Source organism: Citrobacter sp. Cf072, from assembly GCF_030334485.1.
In the GTDB taxonomy this organism is placed as follows: Bacteria; Pseudomonadota; Gammaproteobacteria; order Enterobacterales; family Enterobacteriaceae; genus Citrobacter; species Citrobacter freundii.
Genome location: NZ_JAOWDX010000015.1, coordinates 29335 through 52516, shown reverse-complemented (window position 1 = coordinate 52516; position 23182 = coordinate 29335). Strand labels below are relative to the sequence as shown.

The following is a 23182-nucleotide window of genomic DNA, read 5'->3' as shown; positions in this document are numbered from 1 at the left end:
ATATTTTCAATCTCTGGAAGCATATTTATTCACACAACAATGTGCAATCGCAAAAACAATAGAATAAATAAATGAGTTATGAACTCGGTGGGCATGCAAAGATATTTTATCTCGTTAAAAAATTGCCATGCTGCTGACGCTTTATATTTTTATATTCACTCATGATATTGTTCGCGATAAACAGGATGTATTTTGTTATGCAAACGGTTAACTCCAGCATTGTGATACCGCTGAGAATAATAGGCTGGTTCCTCTCGCTGCCATTATTAACAGGATGCAACTTCTCTCCCGCCATTCCGGTCATCGGTGCTTACTATCCCGACTGGCTGTTCTGCCTCATTGGCGGTGTCATCCTGACACTCATAACCCGAAAATTCATTCTGCATAAATATAGCGGATTGGCCTTTATCGGGATTATTTATACCGCCCTTTTTGCCCTCTACTCCATGCTGTTCTGGCTGGTATTTTTCTAACTTATTTTGAGACGCCCCTATGGAAAGCTCGTCGAAAAAAGCTCCGCGTAACAAACTTCCCGCGCTGATGCTGTTGGTACTTGCGCTGGTTATTTTGGTCTTCGTCATCTGGAAACTGGATAGCTCACCCGCGACCAATGACGCCTACGCCTCAGCCGACACCATCGATGTCGTGCCAGAAGTCAGTGGTCGCATTGTCGAACTGGCTGTTTCCGATAACCAGCAGGTCAAGCAAGGAGATGTGCTGTTTCGTATCGATCCCCGTATCTATGAAGCGAATCTGGCAAAAGCACAAGCGTCGCTCGCCGCTCTGGATAAACAGATCATGCTGACCCAGCGCAGCGTAGATGCACAACAATATGGTGCTGACTCCGTACGGGCTACGGTAGAAAAAGCGCGAGCAGCCGCTAAGCAAGCCAGCGATACTCTGCGCCGTACCGAACCACTACTGACGGAAGGTTTTGTCTCCGCGGAAGATGTTGATCGCGCCAGAACGGCACAACGCGCCTCAGCGGCAGATCTTAATGCGGTGTTATTACAGGCGCAGCAGGCTGCCAGCGCGGTGAGTGGCGTTGATGCCCTGGTAGCTCAGCGCATCGCCGTAGAAGCCGATATCGCCCTGACCAAACTGCATCTTGAAATGGCAACAGTACGCGCACCCTTCGATGGCCGCGTGGTGGCATTAAAAACCTCCGTCGGGCAGTTTGCTTCCGCCATGCGACCCATTTTTACCCTGATTGACACCCGTCACTGGTACGTAATCGCCAATTTTCGCGAAACAGAGCTGAAAAATATCCATGCAGGCACACCAGCCAATGTTCGCCTGATGAGCGACAGCGGCAAAGTGTTTGTCGGTAAAGTGGATTCAATCGGCTACGGTGTATTACCTGATGATGGCGGTATGGTGCTGGGCGGTTTGCCGCGTGTTTCCCGCTCTATCAACTGGGTTCGCGTTGCCCAACGCTTCCCGGTAAAAATCGTGGTAGATAAACCGGATGAAGAGATGTTTCGCATCGGCGCATCGGCGGTTGCTACCCTTGAGCCACAGAAATGAAAGCACTTAACTGTTTGCCTCTGCCACTGGTCAGGCTATTGGCGTTTTTTCACGAAGAATTAAGCGAACAACGTCCCGGAAGACTCCCACAAATCATGCAGCTCTGGGCGGGTTGCCTGCTGGTGGTACTGATCTCGATGACCTATGAGATCCCCTTCCTGGCGCTTTCGCTTGCCGTACTCTTTTATGGTATCCAGTCCAATGCTTTCTATACCAAATTCGTGGCGATTCTCTTCGTCGTCGCCACAGCATTAGAAATTGGTAGTTTATTTCTGATCTACAAATGGTCTTATAGCTACCCTCTGGTCCGTCTGATCATTGCCAGCCTGATCGTTCTGGCCTGCATGTTCCTGATGCGAACCCATCGTCTGGGGCTGGTTTTCTTTGCCGTGTCGATTGTTGCAATATACGGGCAATCTTTCCCCGGCATGCTCGACTACCCCGAGGTCGTCGTTCGCCTGACGTTATGGTGCATCGTCGTTGGTCTGTACCCCACGCTACTGATGACGCTGACCGCCGTTTTGTGGTTTCCCAGCCGCGCTGTCAACCAAATGCGCGAGGCCCTGCGTGCCAGGCTGGGTGATGCCCTCAATCACCTGACGGCACCGACAACACCGCTTGCGGAAAAATACATCGAACGAGAAGTGCTGGCGCTGCAAAAGCTGAACATCTTTTGTCTGGCAGATGACGCAGACTGGCGAGAAAAGAGTGCCTGGTGGCAGGCTTGCGTTGCCACAACCACCTATCTGTACACCACGCTCAATCGCTACGATTTCACGGCACATAACCCGGCAACCCGCGATCTCCAGCAGAAACTGTGCTGTGAAATAACCGCACTGCAAGATGCGGTTGCTCGAGGTATGCCCTGGCAAAGTGAATGGGAACTCAGTCAGGCAGAAGCCACAACGGCCCGCGAATGCGACCTGGAACCCCTGTGCCAAACCCTGCTACAGCTTGGTCACATGGACCCTAATACGCCGCCAGCTCCTGTCGCTAAACCGCCCTCAATGGTATCTGACGCGTTCACCAACCCAGGCTATATTCGCTACGCGTTAAAAACACTGCTGGCATGTCTGATTTGCTATGTCTTTTACTCCGGTACCGACTGGGAAGGCATTCACACCTGCATGCTGACCTGCATTATTGTCGCGAACCCCAGTATCGGCTCGTCATACCAGAAGATGGCACTGCGCTTCGGCGGCGCATTTTTCGGCGCAATTCTGGCCCTGCTGATGACGATTTTTGTCATGCCCTGGCTGGACAATATCGTCGAACTTCTCCTGGTGCTGGCGCCACTTTTTCTGATGGGTGCCTGGATTGCCACCGGCTCAGAACGTTCCTCTTATATCGGAACCCAAATGGTCGTCACCTTCGCGCTGGCAACACTTGAAAACGTCTTTGGCCCAACCTACGACCTGGTGGAAATCCGCGATCGCGCCTTCGGCATTTTGATCGGCACTCTTGTTTCCGCGGTGATCTACACCTTTGTCTGGCCGGAAAGCGAAGCCAAAGCGCTGCCACAAAAACTGGCAAGCTCGCTGGGACTGCTCAGCAAATTACTGCGGATCCCACGTCAGCAGGATGCTGTTCTCATGCGCACTTATCTTCAGATGCGTATTGGTCTCCATGCGACGTTTAACGCCTGTGATGAAATGTGCGAGAGGGTCGCGCTGGAACGCCAACTCCCCGGCGATGAACGCATGGCGCTTATTCAACGTAGTCAGCGCGTTATTCACCTGGGCCGTGACATTCTCTATGCCTGGGATACCACCCGAAATGACGCCCCGACGCTGGATAACGCGGTATTGCTGGAGAGCGCAACACACCTGGCCGATGCGCTGGAAAAATACGCAGCCGACCTGGCGACAGCATCCAGCCTTCCGCCGTCGATTGAAAACCTGTCCCCATCTCAAGACATTTTACCAACGTTACCCAAACAGGAGCGCTGCATCATACAGCAGATAACCTGTTTACCCGACTGGACTCACCCGACGCTAATACCAGCAAGCGAGCAGGAGCAAGGAACCTCCCAATAATGAACCGATATCTCCCTCGATTACTCCTCTGCGGCATACTCAGCGGCGCAACGGTCCTTTCCGGCTGTGCACTGATCCGCAAAGATTCTGCACCACATCCGCAATTACAGCCTGAGCAGATCTCACTGGCTAAAGACATTCATCTGGCAAGCTCAGGATGGCCACAGGCACAGTGGTGGCGGCAGTTTAACGACCCACAGCTAAACTCGCTTATTGAAGCAACGCTGTCTGGCTCCCATAACCTCGCCGAAGTGAAGCTGCGTGAAGAGAAAGCGCAGTCGCAGACTGAACTGCTGGAAGGGCGTTCTCAGCTCCAGATGGCAGCGCTGGGCATGGTTAACCGCCAGCGAGCGTCTGCCAACGGTTTCCTCGGCCCCTACGCACTGGATGCGCCACGATTAGGGATGGACGGCCCCTACTACACTGAAGCGACGATTGGTCTGGTCGCCGGACTGGATCTCGACCTGTGGGGCGAGCATCGTTCCGCTGTCGCGGCAGCTATTGGCGCACAAAATGCCGTGATTGCCGAAACCGCAGCAGTGGAACTCTCCCTGACGACCGGCGTCGCGCAGCTGTATTACAGTATGCAAGCCAGCTACCAGATGCTTGATTTGTTGCAGCAGACCCACGATGTTATTGATTATGCCGTGAAGGCCCACCAGAGTAAGGTCGCTCACGGGCTGGAAGCAAAAGTACCGTACCATGGCGCACGTGCGCAATTGCTGGCAGTGGACAAGCAAATCGTCGCGGTTGAAGGACAAATCAAAGAAACTCGGGAATCACTCCGGGCGCTGATCGGTGCCGGCGCAAAAGATCTGCCTGAAATCAAACCGGTCGCACTGCCAACTGTCGATACAGGAATACCCGCAACGCTCTCCTACGACCTGCTTGCCAGGCGTCCGGACTTGCAGGCTATGCGCTGGTATGTGCAGGCTTCGCTAAACCAGGTCGAGGCCGCTCGCGCCCTGTTTTATCCGAGCTTTGATATCAAAGTCTTCTTCGGTTTAGACGCTATCCATATCGATCAACTGTTCAAAAGCACCAGCAGGCAGATCAACTTCATCCCCGGCCTGCGTTTACCGCTGTTTGACGGAGGTCGTCTGAATGCCAATCTGGAAGGCGCCCGCGCAACCAGCAATATGATGATAGAGCGCTACAACCAGTCGGTGCTCAATGCAGTGCGCGATGTCGCGATTAACGGAACACGTCTGCAAACGCTCAATGAACAACGGGTAATGCAGATGGAACGCGTAGATGCCACGCATTACACGCAAGCAGCAGCAGACGCGGCTTACCAGCGAGGCCTGAGCAGTCGCCTGCTGGCAACAGAGGCCAAATTACCCGTGATCGCAGAAGATATGTCGCTCCTGGTCATAGATACCCAACGACTCATGCAGAATATTCAACTCATCAAAGCGCTTGGCGGAGGTTATCAAGCCCCTGCTAACAAGAAGTAGCGTTCTCCGACCTCGCCGCGTGATATCCGTCACGCGGCATTTTCTTTCGTCACGTCAAATATGACGACAGCCTGTTTTTCGTCAGGGTTTTGCGCAAAATTCGCCCGTAATATCGATGAATGCCCCTGATAAAAACATGGCATAAAAGATGCATAACTAAAGCGACAGCGCGTATGCGCGATTTGATTAACTGGAGCGAGACCGATGAAAAAAGTCGTCACGGTTTGCCCATATTGCGCATCAGGTTGCAAAATCAACCTGGTGGTCGATAACGGCAAAATCGTCCGGGCTGAAGCGGCGCAGGGGAAAACCAACCAGGGTACTCTGTGTCTGAAGGGCTACTATGGCTGGGATTTTATCAACGATACCCAGATCCTGACCCCTCGTCTGAAAACCCCAATGATCCGTCGCCAGCGTGGCGGCAAACTGGAATCTGTTTCCTGGGATGAAGCGCTTGATTACGTCGCCACTCGTCTGAGCGCCATCAAAGCGAAGTATGGCCCGGACGCTATTCAGACGACCGGTTCATCTCGCGGTACGGGTAACGAAACCAACTATGTAATGCAAAAATTCGCGCGCGCCGTTATTGGTACCAATAACGTTGACTGCTGCGCTCGCGTCTGACACGGCCCATCGGTTGCAGGTCTGCACCAATCGGTCGGTAACGGCGCAATGAGTAATGCTATCAATGAAATTGATAACACAGATTTAGTGTTCATCTTCGGGTATAACCCGGCGGATTCCCACCCGATCGTGGCGAATCACGTGATTAACGCTAAACGTAACGGGGCGAAAATCATCGTCTGCGATCCGCGCAAAATTGAAACCGCGCGTATTGCCGACATGCACATCGCGTTGAAAAACGGCTCGAACATCGCGCTGCTCAACGCCATGGGTCATGTCATCATCGAAGAAAAACTGTACGACCAGGCGTTCGTCGCCTCCCGTACGGAAGGATTCGAAGAGTACAGCAAGATTGTCGAAGGTTACACGCCGGAGTCCGTCGAAGATATCACTGGCGTTAGCGCGCAGGATATTCGTCAGGCTGCACGTATGTATGCCACGGCAAAAAGCGCGGCTATCCTGTGGGGTATGGGTGTTACCCAGTTCTATCAGGGCGTGGAAACCGTGCGTTCACTGACCAGCCTCGCAATGCTGACCGGCAACCTCGGTAAGCCAAGCGTGGGCGTTAACCCGGTTCGTGGTCAGAACAACGTTCAGGGCGCATGCGATATGGGCGCGCTGCCGGATACCTATCCGGGCTATCAGTACGTTAAGTTCCCGGAAAACCGCGAGAAATTCGCTAAAGCCTGGGGCGTGGAAAGTCTTCCTGCACATACCGGTTATCGCATCAGCGAACTGCCGCACCGTGCTGCGCATGGCGAAGTCCGCGCGGCGTACATCATGGGTGAAGATCCATTACAGACCGATGCTGAACTCTCCGCAGTGCGCAAAGGCTTTGAGGATCTGGAACTGGTCATCGTGCAGGATATCTTCATGACCAAAACCGCCGCTGCCGCAGACGTTATTTTACCGTCTACGTCATGGGGTGAGCATGAAGGCGTATTCTCCGCGGCTGACCGTGGCTTCCAGCGCTTCTTTAAAGCCGTTGAGCCGAAGTGGGATCTGAAAACGGACTGGCAGATTATCAGTGAAATCGCCACCCGTATGGGCTATCCGATGCACTACAACAACACCCAGGAAATCTGGGACGAGTTGCGTCATCTGTGCCCGGATTTCTACGGTGCCACTTACGAGAAAATGGGCGAACTGGGTTATATCCAGTGGCCTTGCCGCGACACCTCAGAAGCCGATCAGGGGACGTCTTATCTCTTTAAAGAGAAGTTCGACACCCCGAACGGCCTGGCGCAGTTCTTCACCTGCGACTGGGTAGCGCCAATCGACAAACTCACCCCAGAGTACCCAATGGTACTGTCTACGGTGCGTGAAGTCGGCCACTACTCTTGCCGTTCGATGACCGGTAACTGTGCGGCGCTGGCCGCGCTGGCGGATGAACCGGGCTATGCCCAGATCAACACCGCCGACGCAGAACGCCTGGGCATCCAGGACGAAGAACTGGTGTGGGTTAACTCGCGTAAAGGTCGGGTCATTACCCGTGCGGCAGTCAGCGATCGTCCAAACAAAGGCGCGATTTACATGACCTACCAGTGGTGGATTGGCGCATGTAATGAGCTGGTAACCGAGAACTTAAGCCCGATTACCAAAACGCCAGAGTATAAGTACTGTGCCGTTAACGTTGAACGCATTGCCGATCAGCGCGCTGCCGAGCAGTATGTTATTGATGAGTACAACAAGCTGAAAGCCAGTCTGCGCGAAAGCGCGATGGGTTAGTCCGTTTACGTACCTGTTCTGCAACAGCCTCCGCCCGGAGGCTGTTTTTTTATCCATACGATCTCTTTATACTGTTCATTCCGTACCCTAAATAAAACTCAAAATGAAACAACTCATTGCATTGATGTTCTTTATGACATTCTTTGCCCATGCCAGTGATACTGAGCCAGGAAGCCAGTACTTACAGGCCGCTGAGGCAGGGGACCGTCGCGCACAGTACTTTCTTGCCGATACCTGGTTCAGTTCGGGCGATTTGAGCAAAGCCGAGTATTGGGCGCAAAAAGCCGCCGACAATGGCGATGCCGACGCCTGCGCGCTCCTGGCGCAAATCAAAATTACGAATCCGGTCAGTCTGGATTACCCCCAGGCCAAAACGCTGGCGGAAAAGGCAGCCAAAGCGGGCAGTAAAGCGGGAGAACTGACCCTGGCGCGGATTCTGGTCAACACCCAGGCAGGACACACAGATTACCCCAAAGCCATTACCTTGCTGCAAAACGCCTCTGAAGATCTGGAAAATGACTCCGCCGTCGACGCGCAAATGCTGCTCGGGCTGATTTACGCCAACGGCGTGGGGATCCCCGCAGACGATGAAAAAGCGACGTGGTATTTCAAACGCAGCTCCGCCATCTCCCGCACCGGTTATTCCGAGTACTGGGCCGGAATGATGTTCTTAAACGGCGAGCAGGGCTTTATCGTGAAGAATAAACAGAAGGCGCTGCACTGGCTGAATCTGAGTTGTATGGAAGGGTTCGATACCGGATGCGAAGAGTTTGAAAAGTTAACAAACGGGTAATGGTTTGCATTGCCGGATGGCGGCATAAACGCCTTATCCGGCCTACAGTTCACCGTCTTCCGTAGGCCGGATAAGCGCAGCGCCATCCGGCAATCTTTCATTAATTAATGATTAGCGGTCTTATCAAATTTACCCAGCATCTCGCGCTCGTAAGCCAGCGCCTTCTTGCGGTCAAATTTGTGCTCCCACTTGGCGATAACCAGCACCGCCAGCGCATTCCCCACCACATTCAGCGCGGTACGCGCCATGTCGAGGATACGGTCAACACCGGCAATAAACGCCAGGCCTTCCAGCGGGATCCCCACGCTGCCAAGCGTAGCCAGCAGTACCACGAAGGAGACGCCCGGCACGCCCGCAATCCCTTTCGAGGTCACCATCAACGTCAACACCAGCACGATTTCCTGCCACAGCGACAGGTCGATACCATACAGCTGCGCAATAAAGATCGCGGCAATACTCTGGTACAGCGTTGAACCATCAAGGTTGAATGAGTAGCCGGTCGGCACCACAAAGCTGGTGATTGAAGCCGGTGCGCCATAGGCTTCCATCTTCTCGATAATACGTGGCAGTACGCTCTCGGAACTGGCGGTAGAGTAAGCCAGAATCAGCTCATCTTTCAAAATGCGGATCAGGATCCAGATGCTCAGACCGCAGATACGCGCCACAATCCCCAGCACCACCAGCGCGAAGAACAGGATGGCAAAATGCACCAACAGCACCAGTTTCGCCAGCGGCCACAGTGAGGCAAAACCGAAGTTCGCGACGGTCACAGCAATCAGCGCAAAAACACCGACTGGCGCATAACGCATCACCATGTGGGTAACTTTAAACATGGTTTCTGAAATCGAGCGGAACACAGTCACCAGCGGCTCGCGGTGGGTTGCTGGTAGTGAAGACAAGCCTAAACCAAACAGCACCGAGAAGAAGATAATCGGCAACATATCGCCTTTCGCCATCGACGCGACGATATTAGTCGGCACCAGCGACACAATCGTGCCCATCAGGCCATGTGCGTGGCTCTGCACTTCTGCGGTCGTATTTTGATATTTCGAAATATCCACGGTCGCCAGTTGCGACATATCAATCCCGGAACCCGGCTGGAACACATTCGCCAGCGTGATGCCAAGAATAATCGCTACGGTGGTGATCACTTCGAAATAGAGAATGGTTTTGGCGCCAATACGGCCCAGCTGTTTTGCATCACCCACCCCGGCAATACCAACCACCAGCGTGGAGATAACAATCGGCACGACGATCATTTTGATCAGATGGATAAAGATATCGCCCGCCGGAGACAGCAAGTTGACCACCAGCCATTCGCGGCTGTCGCTATGGTAATGCAGGTAACTCCCTAGCAGAATGCCCAGCACCATGGCGATTAGAATCTGCCATGCCAGGCTGACTTTCAAATTTTTCATAACAACGGACTTCCTCGATGGAGCGCTATTCCACATGCGGTGTGTGGGAATAGTACATACTGAAAGGGTATGAATTGTGTTGCGTTCGTTTATGGAGTTTTTTAACGCTTATTATCATTATCATCTGCATGGCATTCCGCGCAACCCTCTAAGAACAGGGCTTTTGGCTGAATTTATGCATAAAAATGCAATTTTATCGCGGTATTGATGAATAACTTTTTGTTATAAAAGAATTTTAATATGTTCAAAAATGAAGAAGTCATAGCGTGAGTTTTTTTCGCTCACCAGTTCGTTTGCCTGTTTTTTAAACAGGCAAAATGATACAAATCACAAATAAAACAAATTTATTTTTGCCGATTCTGCAACAACTTCGCCATATTAATAGAGTCAACGAGCTGTGCCCGGTTCACCCTCGGCGAGTTTAAATCCATAACTTTTTGCCAAACTGAAATAGCCTGGGCGTAGTCTGCCTGCATAAACGCATCTGAGGCTAACAACATCAGCGCGGTGACCTCTGCCGGGTCCAGCGCCAAGGCCTTATCAATCATCTCGCGAGTGGGCGGCGCCATATGTTGTCCGGCCTGGTAATACAATACCGTTGCCATCGCTGAATAGATCTCAGCATTTTCACCGCCGACACGCAGCGCCTGCTCGTAGGCCAGCAGCGCATTATGATACGCGTTTTGCCAAAGATAGTACTCCCCGAGTTGCGCCCATTTCACGCCGTCCCGTGGATTGGCTCGAATCTGCGATTGCAGCAAAAGCAACTGTTTTTCCTGAATATTTTCATCAGAGAAAGCATGTAAAGGGTCCGCCAGTCGCGTCTGCTCCTGACGAACCGCCTGCCATTTTGGCGTCAACAGGTAGCCTCCAATGCAGGCCACAACCATCAGTACCGCCGCAGCGGTCAGCCGCTTCACGGGCATTGGGCGTAACAGCGGCTCGCACTGGCTCATTATTCACCTTCCTCCGTATGCTGACGTCTTCTCACTCGCCAGACCACGACACCTACCAGCAACAACAACAGGCACGGCAACGCCCACAGCAGCAGCGTTTGCTCATTCAGCGGCGGATTATAACGAACGAAGTCACCGTAACGCTCGGTCATCCAGGTGGTTATCTCAGCTTCACTTTTCCCTTCCGCCACCATGCTATAAACCTGATGGCGCATACTGACCGCTACCGGCGCATTGGATTCCAGCAAATTTTGGTTTTGGCACTGTGGACAACGCAGTTGGCTGGCAATAGACAGCGCTTGTTCCTGCTGCTGCGGGTTGGCAAACGTCCATGTGTCCACAACCTGGGCATGCGTAGCGAAAGTAATGAAAAACAGGACGAGCGTTAAGAGTAATAACTTTCTGCCGGATGGCGCTGCGCTTATCCGGCCTACGGTTTGCGCACCTTGTAGGCCGGATAAGGCGTTTACGCCGCCATCCGACAACGCTGTGATTAATTTACGCATCGCGTTTCCTTCCTCGCCATCCGCTCAGCAGCGCGCCAAAGACCATTAATAGTCCCCCACCCCAAATCCAGCGCACGCCGGTCTGCACGTACAAGCGCATGGCATAACGGTCTGGTCCGGTTTTTTCACCCATTACCGCATACCAGTCATGCATCAGGTTCCATCGGATCCCCGGCTCCATCATCTGTTGACGACGCGCGGCATAGAAGCGCCTTTCAGGTTGCAGGCTGCCAATGCGTTTTTCATTGTGCCACAGCGTGATCTGCGCTTTTTCACTGGTGTAGTTACCTTTGGCTTCCAGGTCGAGACGCTCAAAACGGAAAATGTAACCCGCCAGTTCAACCTGCTGCCCAGGGCTCAGGTTCAGGCTTATCTCCTGACGGCTACCGCTGGAAAAGACGATCCCCGCCGCAAACACCAGCACTCCGGCATGCGCCAGCAGTGCCGGAAGTTGGATGCGGAAAGACACTTTGCGGCTTCTGACCATTGCCAGCACAATAACCAGCAGCATCAGTAGGCCAAAGGGCAGCGTAGCGCGGTTAAAGTACGGTGCGCCCACGGAAAGCCGCCCCCAGCCGAACAGCCCGTAAATCATCGGGTAGAGCGTGCCAATCAGCACAATCAGCAGCACCGCACTAAAGAGCAGCAGCGCAACCAGAATCAGCATCTCGCGTGACCAACCGCCAAAACGAGCATTCTGCCGGACTTGCTGGCCCCGCCAGGCGTACAGCCCGAGCGACGCCAGACTCAACACGGTAAACAGCGCAAACAGCGGCGCGGCACGAACGTTATCCAGCGCGAAAGCATGCACCGAAACGAGAATGCCGGAACGCACAATCAGCGTCCCCAGCAGCGATAAAATCAGCGTGACGATCGCCAGCAGCAGCGACCAGTGGCGGAAGATCCCGCGCTGGCGCGTGATATACAGGCTATGTAGTAGCGCGCTGGCAGAAAGCCAGGGTAATAAGGAAGCGTTTTCTACCGGGTCCCAGAACCACCAGCCGCCCCAGCCCAGCTCGCAGTAGGCCCACCAGGAGCCGAGGATAATCCCCAGCGTCAGCGCGCACCAGCCGGGCAAGGCCCAGCGCCAGCACACCCAGGCGCTCTGCGCATTAAAGTCACTACGTAGCAGCGAGGCCAGCGCCACGCCTGCCGCCACCATCAAACCACCGTAACCCAGGTACAGCAGCGGTGGATGGAGGATTAACCCGAGATGTTGCAGCATCGGGTTAAGGTCGCGCCCTTCAATGGCTGGCGGAAAGATACGCACGAACGGATCGGACCATACCACCACAAACAGCAGCAGCAGGGCCGTTATCATTGAAAGGACACTGAGCGTCAGCGGAAACAGCGCGTTGGTATTACGCCGATAGCGAAGAGCAAATAGCGCGCTCCAGGCGGAAAGAAACAGCACCCACAGCAGCAGCGATCCTTCATGACCGCCCCACACCGCCGCCAGTTTTAATCCCCACGGCAGCAGGCTGTAGCTGTGCTGGGCAACGTAGACCACCGAAAAATCGCTGGTCAAAAAGCAGAATACCAGAATGGTAAAGGCCAGTAGCAGCAGGGCAAATTGCGTCCACACGCCCACGCTTGCCAGGCGCATCACCCCCTGCCAACGCTGGCGGACACCTACCAACACGGCAAGCGGGGTCAACACGTTGACCCCGAGGCTTAATAACAGCGCCAGAAAACCGGCTTCAGGAAGGAGAACGTCCAGATATCACCTTACGCAACGGTTAGCTGACCCGCATAGAGGATAAAAAAGCGCAGCAGCAGTACGCCGGTCAGGCTAGCGCCGCACACTGCCAGCACGCCATGAAACGTCGAACTGCGGTTGGCCCAGGGTTTTAGCAGCATCGGCAGTATCAACCCAAGCCCAGCCACGCCAAGCCAGAACCACCAGGTCCAGAATCCGCCGCCCAGTGCCGCCGCCAGCGCACGCATTTTGCCGTCATCGCCCAGCGCCAGGCCGACGAAGAACGCCGCCAGCAGGAAGATCTCCAGCCATACGACCGGGACTTCCATGCGATGCACAAAGTGCGCTTCCGTACTGTGCGGGTTGCTACGATGGCGTAACGCCATGGCGATCAGCGCCACTGCCGCGCCGGAGGAGATCCCGGAGAACAGAAACAGCACCGGCAGGATCGGGTTATTCAGGAACGGATAGGATTTCAGCGCCGACAGCAGGAACCCGGTATACGCCCCGAGCAGGACCGCCAGCACCAGCATCAGCGTCTCAAGCGCGCGATGGAACGGCGTGATTAGCGTCAGTAGTTTTGACACAATCGTCAGTCGCGGCACGAACCGCTGTTGCAGGGCAATCACCTCTTTTTCAAAGATTTTTGCCAGCCACAGCACTAACACCACCATATACAACTGGAACAGCATGACCCCCATCGACATCACCGAGGTGAAGCTATAGTGGAACATCAGTTTCCAGAAAGTCCATGGACGCGTCAGGTGGAACACCAGAATCAGCAAACCGAGGATAATTGCCCCCGGCCCTAACACCAGCGTGGTGCGCAGCAGCGTGCTGTCTGAACCGCCCGCCTCCGGATGGAAGCGACGCAGCAGAATCGCCAACGTGACCAGTCCGGCAGAGATACCTATCAGGAACAGATAGATGGCAATGGGCCAGTCCCACACCAGTGATTCAAAATGAAATGCAGAAGCGGATGTCATTGGCTCACCTCCCCAAATTTAAAGGGAACGCGGTAGACCTTCGGTTTTGTACCCAACGCCAGTTTGTAACGGTAGGTAGTTTTCTGCTGCAACAAACGGGATATATCGCTGTTGGGATCGTCCAGATTACCAAACGTCAGCGCCTTCGTCGGGCATGACTCAACGCAGGCAGGCTGTTTGCCCGCTTTCAGGTTGGTTTTCCGGCAGAAATCACATTTATCCGCCGTTTTGCTCACCGGATGGATAAAGCGTACGCGATAAGGACACGCGGCGATACAGTACTGGCAGCCAACGCAAAGGTCCGGGTTCACATCCACAATGCCGCTGGCGGCATCGCGATACGATGCCCCCGTCGGGCAGACGTCAACGCAGGGAGCGTGGTCGCAATGCTGGCACGAGTGACGGAAGAAGCGATACTTCACATCAGGAAATGTCCCTTGCGGCTCACTGCGGATAATCGTCAGACGCGATACGCCTTCCGGCACGTTGTTAACTTCCCGACAAGCATCCATGCAGGCCGTACAGCCAATGCATAAAGACTCATCATGAACCATACCGTAACGCACGCCGTTGATGCTCAGCGTCTTCGCCACAACGCGCCCCGCCGTCCCGCTCACTGCCACCAGCGCGCCGACGCCGGTGATAAACTGGCGACGAGAGCAACTCATGGATGCTCCTTAAGCAACGGAACCGACGCCGGGTTAAAGTTCGGATTGTTACGTTGATCGCTGTGGCAATCGACGCAAATCTTGATCCGTCCTTTATCGCTCAGCGTCTGCATCGTGTCTTGCTTCGGATGCAGTGAGTGACAGCTGGCACACGCCACTTTGGTTACGTGGACATCGTGCGGCCAGAACGCTTTTTGCAACTGCTCAGGCAGGTGACAGGACATACAGACGCTGTTCTGCTGCTCCACGTTGTACATCGGCTCATTAAAGCGCATCACATCTTTCACCCCTTCGCGGTGGTTCGGTGACGGCTGGCCGTGACAATTGGTGCAGGTGACAGGCAGTTTGTTATTCGGGTTGATGGCTTCCGCATGCTTACCATGCATACCTTCGGTATCCGGCTTGTGACAGTCCAGACAGGCGGCATCCGGATTACGCTGTTGGGTAACCGTCCAGCGTTGATCCGACTCCTGCGGCGTTGGCGTGGCAGTGATTCCACTCAGGCTCCATAACAAGCCTGACGCCAGCACCCCAGCAGTTAATAACGAACGTAATACGCTCATATTCACTCCGTTGAGTTATCCGCCCCTTGCGGGGCGAAATGGGGTTATTGGCTTAACAGACCGTTTTTACGCGCCTGTTCTTCCCACTGCGGAATCACCGTTTTGATGAAGTCCTGCTTCTCAGCATTGATTTGCTGCATGTTCAGACCAATCGCCGCCTGGGCTTTCTCTTTGGTAGAGATATCCGGTAACGGGATTTCATGCGTGATGCCTTTGGTCGCCAGCAGACGGACCAGTTTGGTACGTGCGTCAGCGGCTTTATCCATTGCGCTACCCAGCATCCGCAGACCTTCTTCCGGGGCGTGCATGTGAATACCGTGTGAGGCGATAGACAGGTCCCAACGCCATTGCGCGTGACGGATATCTTCCAGAATCGGCTTCATTTCCGCTTCGGTCGCACCCGCATCCCATGCGGCTTTCGCTTCGAAGTGCGCACGAACAAGCTGGTCTTCAACTTTGATTTTCAGGTCATGAATGGCCTGTTTACGCTCGGCGACCACTTTTTGCAGGGACGCTTTGTCCTGGGTGTGGCAGTTCGCACAGGTCTGAGCGAAGTTATCGAACGGATTACCAATCTTATGGTCGGTGTAAATCTTGCCTTCCGCGTTCTGCACTTTCGGCATGTGGCAGTCGATACAGGTCACATTGTTCTTGCCGTGAATGCCTGCGCTCCAGGTTTCATACTCCGGGTGCTGCGCTTTCAGCATCGGGGTTTTAGACAGGGAGTTGGTCCAGTCAGAGAAGGCGATGGTGTCGTAGTACTTCTCCATGTTCTCGACTTTCATGCCGTCGTCCCACGGGAACTTAACGGCTTTGTTTTTACCGTCGAAGTAATATTCCACGTGGCACTGGCCGCAGACCATGGATTGCTGGTCAAAGCGACCGGCTTTCTCAAACGGTTTGCCGATTGTTTCCATCGCGCGTTCAGCATAAGGACGCGACAGCGTCAGTTCTGGCTTGCCTTTGGCAAAGTCTGGTGACGCGGTGTTATGGCAATCGCCGCAGCCAAGATTATTAACAATTTCAGGACCGCCGCGCGCCCATTTACCGTGGAAGTAGCCATCTTCACCGTCTTTCTGGATCAGACGCGCCACATCCGGGCTTTTACAGCTCCAGCAGGCCATCGGCAACGGACCATCTTCTGCCGTTTTGGGTGCGCCGGTACGTAAGGTTTCACGAACATCGGTCACTGCATACGCGTGCCCGCGCGGTTTGTTGTAATCGCGCGAGAAGGGATATCCCGCCCACAGGATCACCAGACGAGGATCTTCTGCCAGCGCATCTTCACGGGCTGATTGCTCAGACGTGGCTTTCCAGGAGAGATATTGATCGGGATGCTGAGGGGCGAAGACTTCATTCTTCGCTTCAACGGTGACGGTTTTTGCGGGTACGGGGGTTTGTTCAGCGTGAACTGCAGAGATAAATAATAAAGGTACTAACAGGCTGAAGAAACGGCGTACGCGTGATTTTATCCTTGCCATAGGGGTCTCATCCAGATGACGCCATTATCTGCAATGGCGGTTCTTTTATTGTTTTCCATAACAGCAACCACACGAATACTGTCATGACATTGCTCCACCCTATTTGTAACAAGAAACCACACTGAAAATGTTGTCTTTAATCAATTGTAAGTGTATGTAAAATACCACTTTAGAGTTAGTAACTCCCTTTGATTGCTCCCTCTTTTGTCTAATTCAGAGACAGATCACCTTTTCAACAATCCTTTAGATAACCACATGTTATCGCGAGATTTAGTCAATTTTGCTAGCTCCCTTCAAAATTCAGTTTGTCGCTAATTTGCACAATTCGTTTATTGCGTGATCTGCCGCGCAAATACTAAACAAAACTCTCAAAGCCCCTACATTTAACGTTTATGAGACATATTATTAACATCCTACAAGGAGAACAAAAGCCATGAGCCAAATACATAAACACGCTATTCCCGCAAACATTGCGGATCGTTGCCTGATAAATCCGGAGCAGTACGCAGAGAAATACCAGCAATCCGTTAACGAACCCGACACATTTTGGGGCGAACAGGGAAAAATTCTTGATTGGATCAAGCCGTACAGCCAGGTGAAGAACACTTCCTTCGCACCAGGCAACGTGTCAATTAAATGGTACGAAGACGGCACTCTGAATCTGGCCGCAAACTGTCTTGACCGCCACCTGCAGGCAAACGGCGATCGTACCGCCATCATCTGGGAAGGCGATGACGCAACCCAAAGCAAAAACATTACCTATCGCGAGTTGCATCGCGATGTCTGCCGTTTCGCCAATACGCTACTGAATTTAGGCATTAAAAAAGGTGACGTGGTGGCCATTTATATGCCGATGGTGCCGGAAGCTGCGGTCGCCATGCTGGCCTGTGCCCGTATTGGCGCGGTGCATTCGGTCATCTTCGGTGGTTTCTCACCGGAAGCCGTCGCCGGACGTATTATCGACTCCAATTCACGCCTGGTGATCACCGCCGACGAAGGCGTACGCGCCGGGCGCGCTATCCCACTGAAAAAGAACGTGGATGATGCGCTGAAAAATCCAAATGTGAAAACCGTTGAACATGTGGTCGTGCTCAAACGTACCGGTGGAAAAACGGAATGGCAGGAAGGTCGCGACCTGTGGTGGTCCGATCTTATCGAGAAGGCCAGCTCAGAACATCAGCCGGAAGAGATGAACGCGGAAGATCCGCTGTTTATCCTGTATACCTCCGGCTCAACCGGCAAGCCGAAAGGCGTACTGCACACTACCGGCGGGTATCTGGTCTACGCCGCCACCACCTTTAAGTACGTGTTTGACTACCATCAGGGCGATATTTATTGGTGTACCGCTGACGTAGGCTGGGTAACCGGGCACAGCTACCTGCTGTACGGTCCGCTGGCCTGCGGCGCAACCACGCTGATGTTCGAAGGCGTGCCAAACTGGCCTACCCCGGCGCGTATGTCGCAGGTTGTGGACAAGCATCAGGTCAATATTCTGTATACCGCACCGACCGCCATTCGCGCCCTGATGGCGGAAGGCGATAAAGCGATTGAAGGCACTGACCGTTCGTCGCTGCGTATCCTGGGTTCAGTTGGCGAGCCGATCAACCCGGAAGCATGGGAGTGGTACTGGAAGAAGATCGGCAACGAAAAATGCCCGGTCGTCGATACCTGGTGGCAGACTGAAACCGGTGGATTCATGATCACCCCGCTGCCGGGCGCCACCGAACTGAAAGCCGGTTCTGCAACCCGTCCATTCTTTGGCGTACAGCCTGCGATTGTCGATAACGAAGGTAATCCGCTGGAAGGCGCGACCGAAGGCAATCTGGTGATTACCGACTCGTGGCCGGGCCAAGCGAGAACGCTGTTTGGCGATCACGAACGCTTTGAGCAAACCTACTTCTCTACCTTCAAGAATATGTACTTCAGCGGCGACGGCGCGCGCCGTGACGAAGATGGCTATTACTGGATCACCGGACGTGTGGACGATGTGCTGAACGTCTCCGGCCACCGTCTGGGAACGGCTGAAATCGAATCGGCGCTGGTGTCGCATCCGAAGATTGCCGAAGCCGCGGTGGTGGGGATTCCGCATAATATTAAAGGCCAGGCGATCTACGCATACGTTACGCTGAATCACGGTGAAGAGCCGTCACCTGAGTTGTACGCCGAGGTTCGCAACTGGGTGCGTAAAGAAATTGGCCCGCTGGCAACGCCAGACGTGCTGCACTGGACCGACTCCCTGCCGAAAACCCGCTCCGGCAAAATTATGCGCCGTATTCTGCGTAAAATCGCGACGGGCGATACCAGCAATCTGGGCGATACCTCGACCCTCGCCGATCCTGGCGTCGTGGAGAAACTGCTCGAAGAGAAGCAGGCCATCGCGATGCCATCATAACCATAACTGTGAAATGCCCGATGGGCGCAGCTTATCGGGCCTACAAATCCTATCCCTACCCCTCCCCTGACCGGGAGGGAAATATAAAAACCCTCCCCCAAAGGATTTCGCGTTGCAGGAAGGCGGCAAGCGAGCACATCCCCAGGAGCATAGTTCACTATGTGACTGGGGTGGGCGAGTGCGGCCAACGCACCTGCGGCCTGAAAGACGAAGGGGGCCTCTGGAGAACTCTGTGATGAATGACCAAATTTATCAGCGGATAGAAGACAGTGCGCGTTTCAGGGAGTTAGTAGAAAAACGGCAACGGTTTGCCACCATTCTGTCCATCATCATGCTGGCAGTTTATATCAGCTTTATTTTACTGATTGCCTTTGCGCCTGGCTGGCTGGGTACGCCGCTCCACGCGGGAACCAGCGTCACCCGGGGTATTCCGATTGGGGTCGGTGTGATCCTTATCTCCTTCATTCTGACCGGGATTTATATCTGGCGGGCAAACGGTGAATTTGATCGCCTGAACAATGCGGTTTTGCACGAGGTTAAAGCATCATGAAGAGAGTCCTGACGGCGCTTGCCGCCACGCTGCCCTTCGCCGCAAACGCGGCGGATGCTATTAGCGGTGCAGTTCAACGCCAGCCAACCAACTGGCAGGCGATTGTTATGTTCCTGATTTTCGTCATCTTTACGCTCGGCATTACCTACTGGGCGTCTAAACGCGTACGTTCGCGTAATGACTACTACACCGCCGGCGGTAACATCACCGGTTTCCAGAACGGGCTGGCGATTGCGGGCGACTATATGTCGGCGGCATCGTTCCTTGGAATTTCCGCGCTGGTATTTACCTCCGGTTATGACGGGCTGATTTACTCACTCGGCTTCCTGGTCGGCTGGCCAATTATCCTGTTCCTGATTGCTGAGCGTTTGCGTAACCTCGGTCGTTACACCTTTGCTGACGTTGCTTCTTATCGTCTGAAACAGGGTCCAATCCGTATTCTGTCGGCCTGTGGTTCCCTGGTGGTGGTCGCGCTGTATCTGATCGCCCAGATGGTCGGCGCAGGTAAACTGATTGAGCTGCTGTTTGGTCTGAACTATCACATCGCCGTCGTACTGGTTGGCGTACTGATGATGATGTACGTTCTGTTTGGCGGCATGCTGGCAACCACCTGGGTACAGATCATTAAAGCTGTTCTGCTGCTGTTCGGCGCCAGCTTTATGGCCTTCATGGTAATGAAGCACGTCGGCTTCAGCTTCAACAACCTGTTCACCGAAGCGATGGCAGTACACCCGAAAGGCTCCGCGATTATGAGCCCGGGCGGTCTGGTAAAAGATCCGATATCCGCCCTGTCGTTAGGTCTTGGATTGATGTTCGGTACAGCAGGTTTGCCGCATATTCTGATGCGTTTCTTCACGGTCAGCGATGCCCGCGAAGCGCGTAAGAGCGTATTCTATGCCACCGGCTTTATGGGTTATTTCTACATCCTGACCTTTATCATCGGCTTTGGCGCGATCATGCTGGTAGGCGCTAATCCAGAGTACAAAGATGCTGCAGGCGCACTGATCGGTGGTAACAACATGGCGGCGGTTCACCTGGCGAATGCGGTGGGCGGTAACCTGTTCCTCGGCTTCATCTCTGCAGTGGCGTTTGCCACCATCCTGGCGGTGGTTGCCGGGCTGACGCTGGCGGGCGCTTCGGCAGTTTCTCACGACCTGTACGCCAACGTATTCCGCAAAGGCGCAACCGAACGTGAAGAGCTGAAGGTGTCAAAAATCACCGTACTGGTACTGGGTGTGATAGCCATCCTGCTCGGCGTGCTGTTTGAGAACCAGAACATCGCCTTCATGGTGGGTCTGGCGTTCGCCATCGCGGCCAGCTGCAACTTCCCGATCATCCTGCTTTCCATGTACTGGTCGCGTCTGACCACCCGTGGCGCAATGCTGGGTGGCTGGTTAGGTCTGTTAACAGCGGTAGTATTGATGATTCTCGGCCCAACCATTTGGGTCCAGATCCTCGGTCACGAAAAAGCCATTTTCCCGTATGAATATCCAGCGCTGTTCTCCATCAGCATAGCGTTCCTCGGGATCTGGTTCTTCTCTGCTACCGACAACTCAGAAGAAGGCAACCGCGAACGCGAGCAGTTCCGTGCTCAGTTCATCCGCTCCCAGACCGGGTACGGCGTAGAACAAGGTCGCGCGCACTAACCTCCCCTCTCCTCCGGCTTTCGGGCCGGAGGATTACATCCTTTCTTAGAACATCAGCCTCGCGACCAGCGGCGCCACCAATACCATCACCACACCGGAAAGCATCATCACCAGGCTGGCAACCACGCCCTCCTGCTGACCAAGCTCATAAGAGCGCGCCGTGCCTGCGCCATGCGATGCGGCGCCAAATCCTGCGCCTTTCGCCATTCCTTCACGAATGGAAAGGCGTAAAAACAGCACATCGCCGACCGCCATGCCGAATACGCCGGTCACCACCACGAACAAGGCCACCAGGTCCGGCTGCCCGCCCAATGGCTCTGCCGCTGCCAGCGCAAATGGCGTGGTGACGGAACGCACCGCCAGACTGCGTTGGATCTCATCAGGCAACATAAACAGGCGCGCCAGCCACACGGAACTGGTGACGGCCACCAGCGTTGCCGTTACCACGCCCGCCGTCAGCGACATCCAGTGACGCTTAATCACCGCAAGGTTGTCATACACCGGAACGGCAAAAGCGATGGTCGCCGGTCCTAACAACCACAGCAACCAGTGCGATTCACCAATATAGTTTTGCCAGGAGATATGGCCGAAGACTAGCATCAGCACCAGCAGGGCTGGGGTGAGAACTAATGGCATCAGCGGTAATTTACGAAAACGGCGATACAAACGCTTATTAGCAAAGTAGATACCCAGCGTAATCACCAGACACAGCACGCTTAGCTGAAAATTACTCACGGTTTAACCTACTCATTTCATAGCGATACACTTTATCCACCACCCACGCCGTTGCGCCGAGCACCATCAGCGTACTGATCGCAATGACGGCAAATATACGCCAGCCATCAACCAGCAACAGCTGCGTGTAGTTCACAACGGCGACCACCGCCGGGACAAAAAACAGCAGCATTTCAGCCAGTAACCAGCGAGCACCTGCGCGAATCCAGTTCAGCGGGATAACCCGGCAGACAATTAACGCCAGCATCAGCACCATCCCTACCAGGTTGGCAGGAAGCGGCAGATGCAGCCAGGAGACAAGATATTGAGCAAATACAAATAGACCTGCGTACAACAGAACCTGAACGGGGATCTGGAGTCGATGAATAACAGCAGGCGTTACGCGGCTTATCGCCACAGCCATGAGGGTATGTCCTTAAAAAATAGAGAGCGCCAGTATAGAGAGCCCCCGTCCAGGACTGAAATGAATTAAACTCATTGCAGGCATAGTCTTAAGGAATAATCATGGATATCAGAACGCTGCGATATTTTGTTGAGGTGGTTCGTCAGCAGAGCTTTACTCGCGCAGCGGAGAAGCTTTTTGTCACCCAGCCCACCATCAGCAAGATGTTGAAGAACCTTGAAGACGAGCTTAATTGCACGTTGCTCATCCGCGACGGGCGGCGGTTGTTGTTAACCGACACCGGGCAGGTCGTTTTCGAACGCGGCCTGGCGATCCTCGCTGAGTTTCGCCAGCTTGAAGCCGAACTTAGCGACATTAATCACCTCAACAGGGGTGTGCTGCGCCTCGGTATCCCGCCGATGGTCGGTATGTTGATGGCCGGGCCTATTAGCCTGTTTCGCCAGCGCTATCCCGGCGTTGAGCTGAAGGTCTCTGAATTTGGCGGCTTAACCGTCCAGCAGGCGGTGATGAACGGCGATCTGGATGTCGCGATGACCGCGCTGCCGGTTGAAGAAGAGAGTGGTCTGGCGACCTTACCGCTTTTCAGTCATCCGCTCTGTGTGCTGGTCCCCCGCTCCGGTCAGTGGACAACATGCGAATCCATTTCCCCCGAGGCACTGGCGGAACATCCGCTACTGATCTACAACGAAGATTTCGCGTTGAGCCGCCAATTGCTTGAGCTGTTTAGCCAACACAACGTCAAGCCCCGCATCGCGGTACGCAGCGGGCAGTGGGATTTTCTGGCTGCGATGGTACAAGCCGGAGTCGGGATTGCCATTTTACCGGAGCCGATTTGCCAGCGTCTGGATAAGCAAACATTGCGCTGGATCCCTCTGGAGAGTGATTTACGCTGGCAGTTGGGCATGATTTGGCGCGAAGGTGTGTATCTGTCGCACAGCGCCCAGGCGTGGCTCAAATGCTGTGAAGGGTTTTGGCTACCGCAAGCGTCGTAAAATGCCGGATGCAGCGCAAACG

Annotated in this window: 18 protein-coding genes and 1 pseudogene; 10 read left to right on the top strand and 9 right to left on the bottom strand. The window is 54.1% G+C overall.

Annotation, left to right across the window (positions count from 1 at the left end; all coding sequences use genetic code 11):
- Positions 1–197 precede the first annotated feature (197 nt).
- From OGX66_RS01135 to yjcO, 6 genes are all read left to right on the top strand, one after another.
- The gene (locus OGX66_RS01135; RefSeq protein WP_003844749.1) at positions 198–473 is read left to right on the top strand and encodes a YtcA family lipoprotein; all 276 of its coding nucleotides are present in this window, start codon (positions 198–200) and stop codon (positions 471–473) included.
- Between the two features lie 19 nt (positions 474–492).
- Positions 493–1527 carry a multidrug transporter subunit MdtN gene (mdtN, locus tag OGX66_RS01130; protein ID WP_044714891.1) on the top strand — a complete coding sequence of 345 codons (1035 nt, stop codon included), beginning with the start codon at positions 493–495 and terminating at the stop codon, positions 1525–1527.
- On the top strand, positions 1524–3563 hold the full coding sequence (mdtO, locus tag OGX66_RS01125; protein ID WP_248891225.1) for a multidrug efflux transporter permease subunit MdtO: 2040 nt from the start codon (positions 1524–1526) through the stop codon (positions 3561–3563). Before mdtN ends, mdtO begins: the two co-directional genes overlap by 4 nt.
- Positions 3560–5020, top strand: coding sequence for an MdtP family multidrug efflux transporter outer membrane subunit (locus tag OGX66_RS01120; RefSeq protein ID WP_032941068.1), 1461 nt, complete (start codon positions 3560–3562; stop codon positions 5018–5020). The genes mdtO and OGX66_RS01120 overlap by 4 nt, the downstream gene beginning before the upstream one ends.
- Positions 5021–5224: 204 nt before the next feature.
- On the top strand, positions 5225–7372 hold the full coding sequence (fdhF, locus tag OGX66_RS01115) for a formate dehydrogenase subunit alpha (RefSeq protein WP_080602221.1): 2148 nt from the start codon (positions 5225–5227) through the stop codon (positions 7370–7372).
- A gap of 103 nt (positions 7373–7475) precedes the next feature.
- Positions 7476–8165, top strand: a complete 690-nt coding sequence (gene yjcO / locus OGX66_RS01110) for a Sel1 family TPR-like repeat protein YjcO (protein ID WP_003031775.1) — start codon at positions 7476–7478, stop codon at positions 8163–8165.
- Positions 8166–8269: 104 nt separating this feature from the next.
- Here yjcO and gltP read toward each other — a convergent pair whose 3' ends face one another.
- The 7 genes and pseudogenes from gltP to nrfA all read right to left on the bottom strand — a co-directional run bounded on the left by gltP (position 8270) and on the right by nrfA (position 16442).
- Positions 8270–9583: a glutamate/aspartate:proton symporter GltP gene (gene gltP, locus OGX66_RS01105; protein WP_003031773.1), complete on the bottom strand. Its 1314-nt coding sequence runs from the start codon at positions 9581–9583 to the stop codon at positions 8270–8272.
- Positions 9584–9927: 344 nt separating this feature from the next.
- On the bottom strand, positions 9928–10539 hold the full coding sequence (gene nrfG, locus OGX66_RS01100) for a heme lyase NrfEFG subunit NrfG (RefSeq protein ID WP_049003568.1): 612 nt from the start codon (positions 10537–10539) through the stop codon (positions 9928–9930).
- A pseudogene (nrfF, locus tag OGX66_RS01095) lies at positions 10539–12765 on the bottom strand (heme lyase NrfEFG subunit NrfF). The gene nrfG and the pseudogene nrfF overlap by 1 nt, the downstream one beginning before the upstream one ends.
- Positions 12766–12773: 8 nt before the next feature.
- On the bottom strand, positions 12774–13730 hold the full coding sequence (gene nrfD / locus OGX66_RS01090; RefSeq protein ID WP_003031764.1) for a cytochrome c nitrite reductase subunit NrfD: 957 nt from the start codon (positions 13728–13730) through the stop codon (positions 12774–12776).
- Positions 13727–14398 carry a cytochrome c nitrite reductase Fe-S protein gene (gene nrfC, locus OGX66_RS01085; protein WP_199400508.1) on the bottom strand — a complete coding sequence of 224 codons (672 nt, stop codon included), beginning with the start codon at positions 14396–14398 and terminating at the stop codon, positions 13727–13729. The genes nrfD and nrfC overlap by 4 nt, the downstream gene beginning before the upstream one ends.
- Positions 14395–14961, bottom strand: coding sequence for a cytochrome c nitrite reductase pentaheme subunit (nrfB, locus tag OGX66_RS01080; RefSeq protein ID WP_003031758.1), 567 nt, complete (start codon positions 14959–14961; stop codon positions 14395–14397). Before nrfB ends, nrfC begins: the two co-directional genes overlap by 4 nt.
- A 44-nt stretch (positions 14962–15005) precedes the next feature.
- Positions 15006–16442 carry an ammonia-forming nitrite reductase cytochrome c552 subunit gene (gene nrfA, locus OGX66_RS01075; protein ID WP_003031755.1) on the bottom strand — a complete coding sequence of 479 codons (1437 nt, stop codon included), beginning with the start codon at positions 16440–16442 and terminating at the stop codon, positions 15006–15008.
- A 433-nt stretch (positions 16443–16875) separates the two neighbouring features.
- On the opposite strand from nrfA, the gene acs reads away from it, so the two are divergent.
- The 3 genes from acs to actP all read left to right on the top strand — a co-directional run bounded on the left by acs (position 16876) and on the right by actP (position 21030).
- Positions 16876–18834 (top strand): acetate--CoA ligase, encoded by a 1959-nt coding sequence (gene acs / locus OGX66_RS01070; protein WP_275388267.1) that lies wholly within the window; start codon positions 16876–16878, stop codon positions 18832–18834.
- Between the two features lie 235 nt (positions 18835–19069).
- Positions 19070–19384 carry a DUF485 domain-containing protein gene (locus OGX66_RS01065; RefSeq protein WP_003031750.1) on the top strand — a complete coding sequence of 105 codons (315 nt, stop codon included), beginning with the start codon at positions 19070–19072 and terminating at the stop codon, positions 19382–19384.
- Positions 19381–21030, top strand: coding sequence for a cation/acetate symporter ActP (gene actP / locus OGX66_RS01060; protein ID WP_003031747.1), 1650 nt, complete (start codon positions 19381–19383; stop codon positions 21028–21030). The genes OGX66_RS01065 and actP overlap by 4 nt, the downstream gene beginning before the upstream one ends.
- Before the next feature lie 45 nt (positions 21031–21075).
- Here the strand turns inward: actP and OGX66_RS01055 are convergent, their stop codons facing one another.
- Positions 21076–21765: an LrgB family protein gene (locus OGX66_RS01055; RefSeq protein WP_003031745.1), complete on the bottom strand. Its 690-nt coding sequence runs from the start codon at positions 21763–21765 to the stop codon at positions 21076–21078.
- Positions 21758–22168 (bottom strand): CidA/LrgA family protein, encoded by a 411-nt coding sequence (locus tag OGX66_RS01050; RefSeq protein ID WP_003031742.1) that lies wholly within the window; start codon positions 22166–22168, stop codon positions 21758–21760. The genes OGX66_RS01055 and OGX66_RS01050 overlap by 8 nt, the downstream gene beginning before the upstream one ends.
- 101 nt (positions 22169–22269) lie before the next feature.
- Here OGX66_RS01050 and OGX66_RS01045 point away from each other — a divergent pair, with 101 nt between their 5' ends.
- Positions 22270–23160, top strand: a complete 891-nt coding sequence (locus OGX66_RS01045) for a LysR family transcriptional regulator (RefSeq protein WP_003844732.1) — start codon at positions 22270–22272, stop codon at positions 23158–23160.
- Positions 23161–23182: the final 22 nt, after the last annotated feature.

Bases quoted from the DNA above. Each gene is read 5' to 3' on its own strand.
- nrfA (WP_003031755.1), bottom strand. From the start codon at position 16,442: ATGGCAAGGATAAAATCACGCGTACGCCGTTTCTTCAGCCTGTTAGTA.
- acs (WP_275388267.1), top strand. From the start codon at position 16,876: ATGAGCCAAATACATAAACACGCTATTCCCGCAAACATTGCGGATCGT.
- OGX66_RS01065 (WP_003031750.1), top strand. From the start codon at position 19,070: ATGAATGACCAAATTTATCAGCGGATAGAAGACAGTGCGCGTTTCAGG.
- OGX66_RS01045 (WP_003844732.1), top strand. From the start codon at position 22,270: ATGGATATCAGAACGCTGCGATATTTTGTTGAGGTGGTTCGTCAGCAG.
- actP (WP_003031747.1), top strand. From the start codon at position 19,381: ATGAAGAGAGTCCTGACGGCGCTTGCCGCCACGCTGCCCTTCGCCGCA.
- nrfD (WP_003031764.1), bottom strand. From the start codon at position 13,730: ATGACATCCGCTTCTGCATTTCATTTTGAATCACTGGTGTGGGACTGG.
- nrfB (WP_003031758.1), bottom strand. From the start codon at position 14,961: ATGAGCGTATTACGTTCGTTATTAACTGCTGGGGTGCTGGCGTCAGGC.
- OGX66_RS01050 (WP_003031742.1), bottom strand. From the start codon at position 22,168: ATGGCTGTGGCGATAAGCCGCGTAACGCCTGCTGTTATTCATCGACTC.
- nrfC (WP_199400508.1), bottom strand. From the start codon at position 14,398: ATGAGTTGCTCTCGTCGCCAGTTTATCACCGGCGTCGGCGCGCTGGTG.
- mdtN (WP_044714891.1), top strand. From the start codon at position 493: ATGGAAAGCTCGTCGAAAAAAGCTCCGCGTAACAAACTTCCCGCGCTG.
- gltP (WP_003031773.1), bottom strand. From the start codon at position 9,583: ATGAAAAATTTGAAAGTCAGCCTGGCATGGCAGATTCTAATCGCCATG.
- yjcO (WP_003031775.1), top strand. From the start codon at position 7,476: ATGAAACAACTCATTGCATTGATGTTCTTTATGACATTCTTTGCCCAT.
- nrfG (WP_049003568.1), bottom strand. From the start codon at position 10,539: ATGAGCCAGTGCGAGCCGCTGTTACGCCCAATGCCCGTGAAGCGGCTG.
- OGX66_RS01135 (WP_003844749.1), top strand. From the start codon at position 198: ATGCAAACGGTTAACTCCAGCATTGTGATACCGCTGAGAATAATAGGC.
- mdtO (WP_248891225.1), top strand. From the start codon at position 1,524: ATGAAAGCACTTAACTGTTTGCCTCTGCCACTGGTCAGGCTATTGGCG.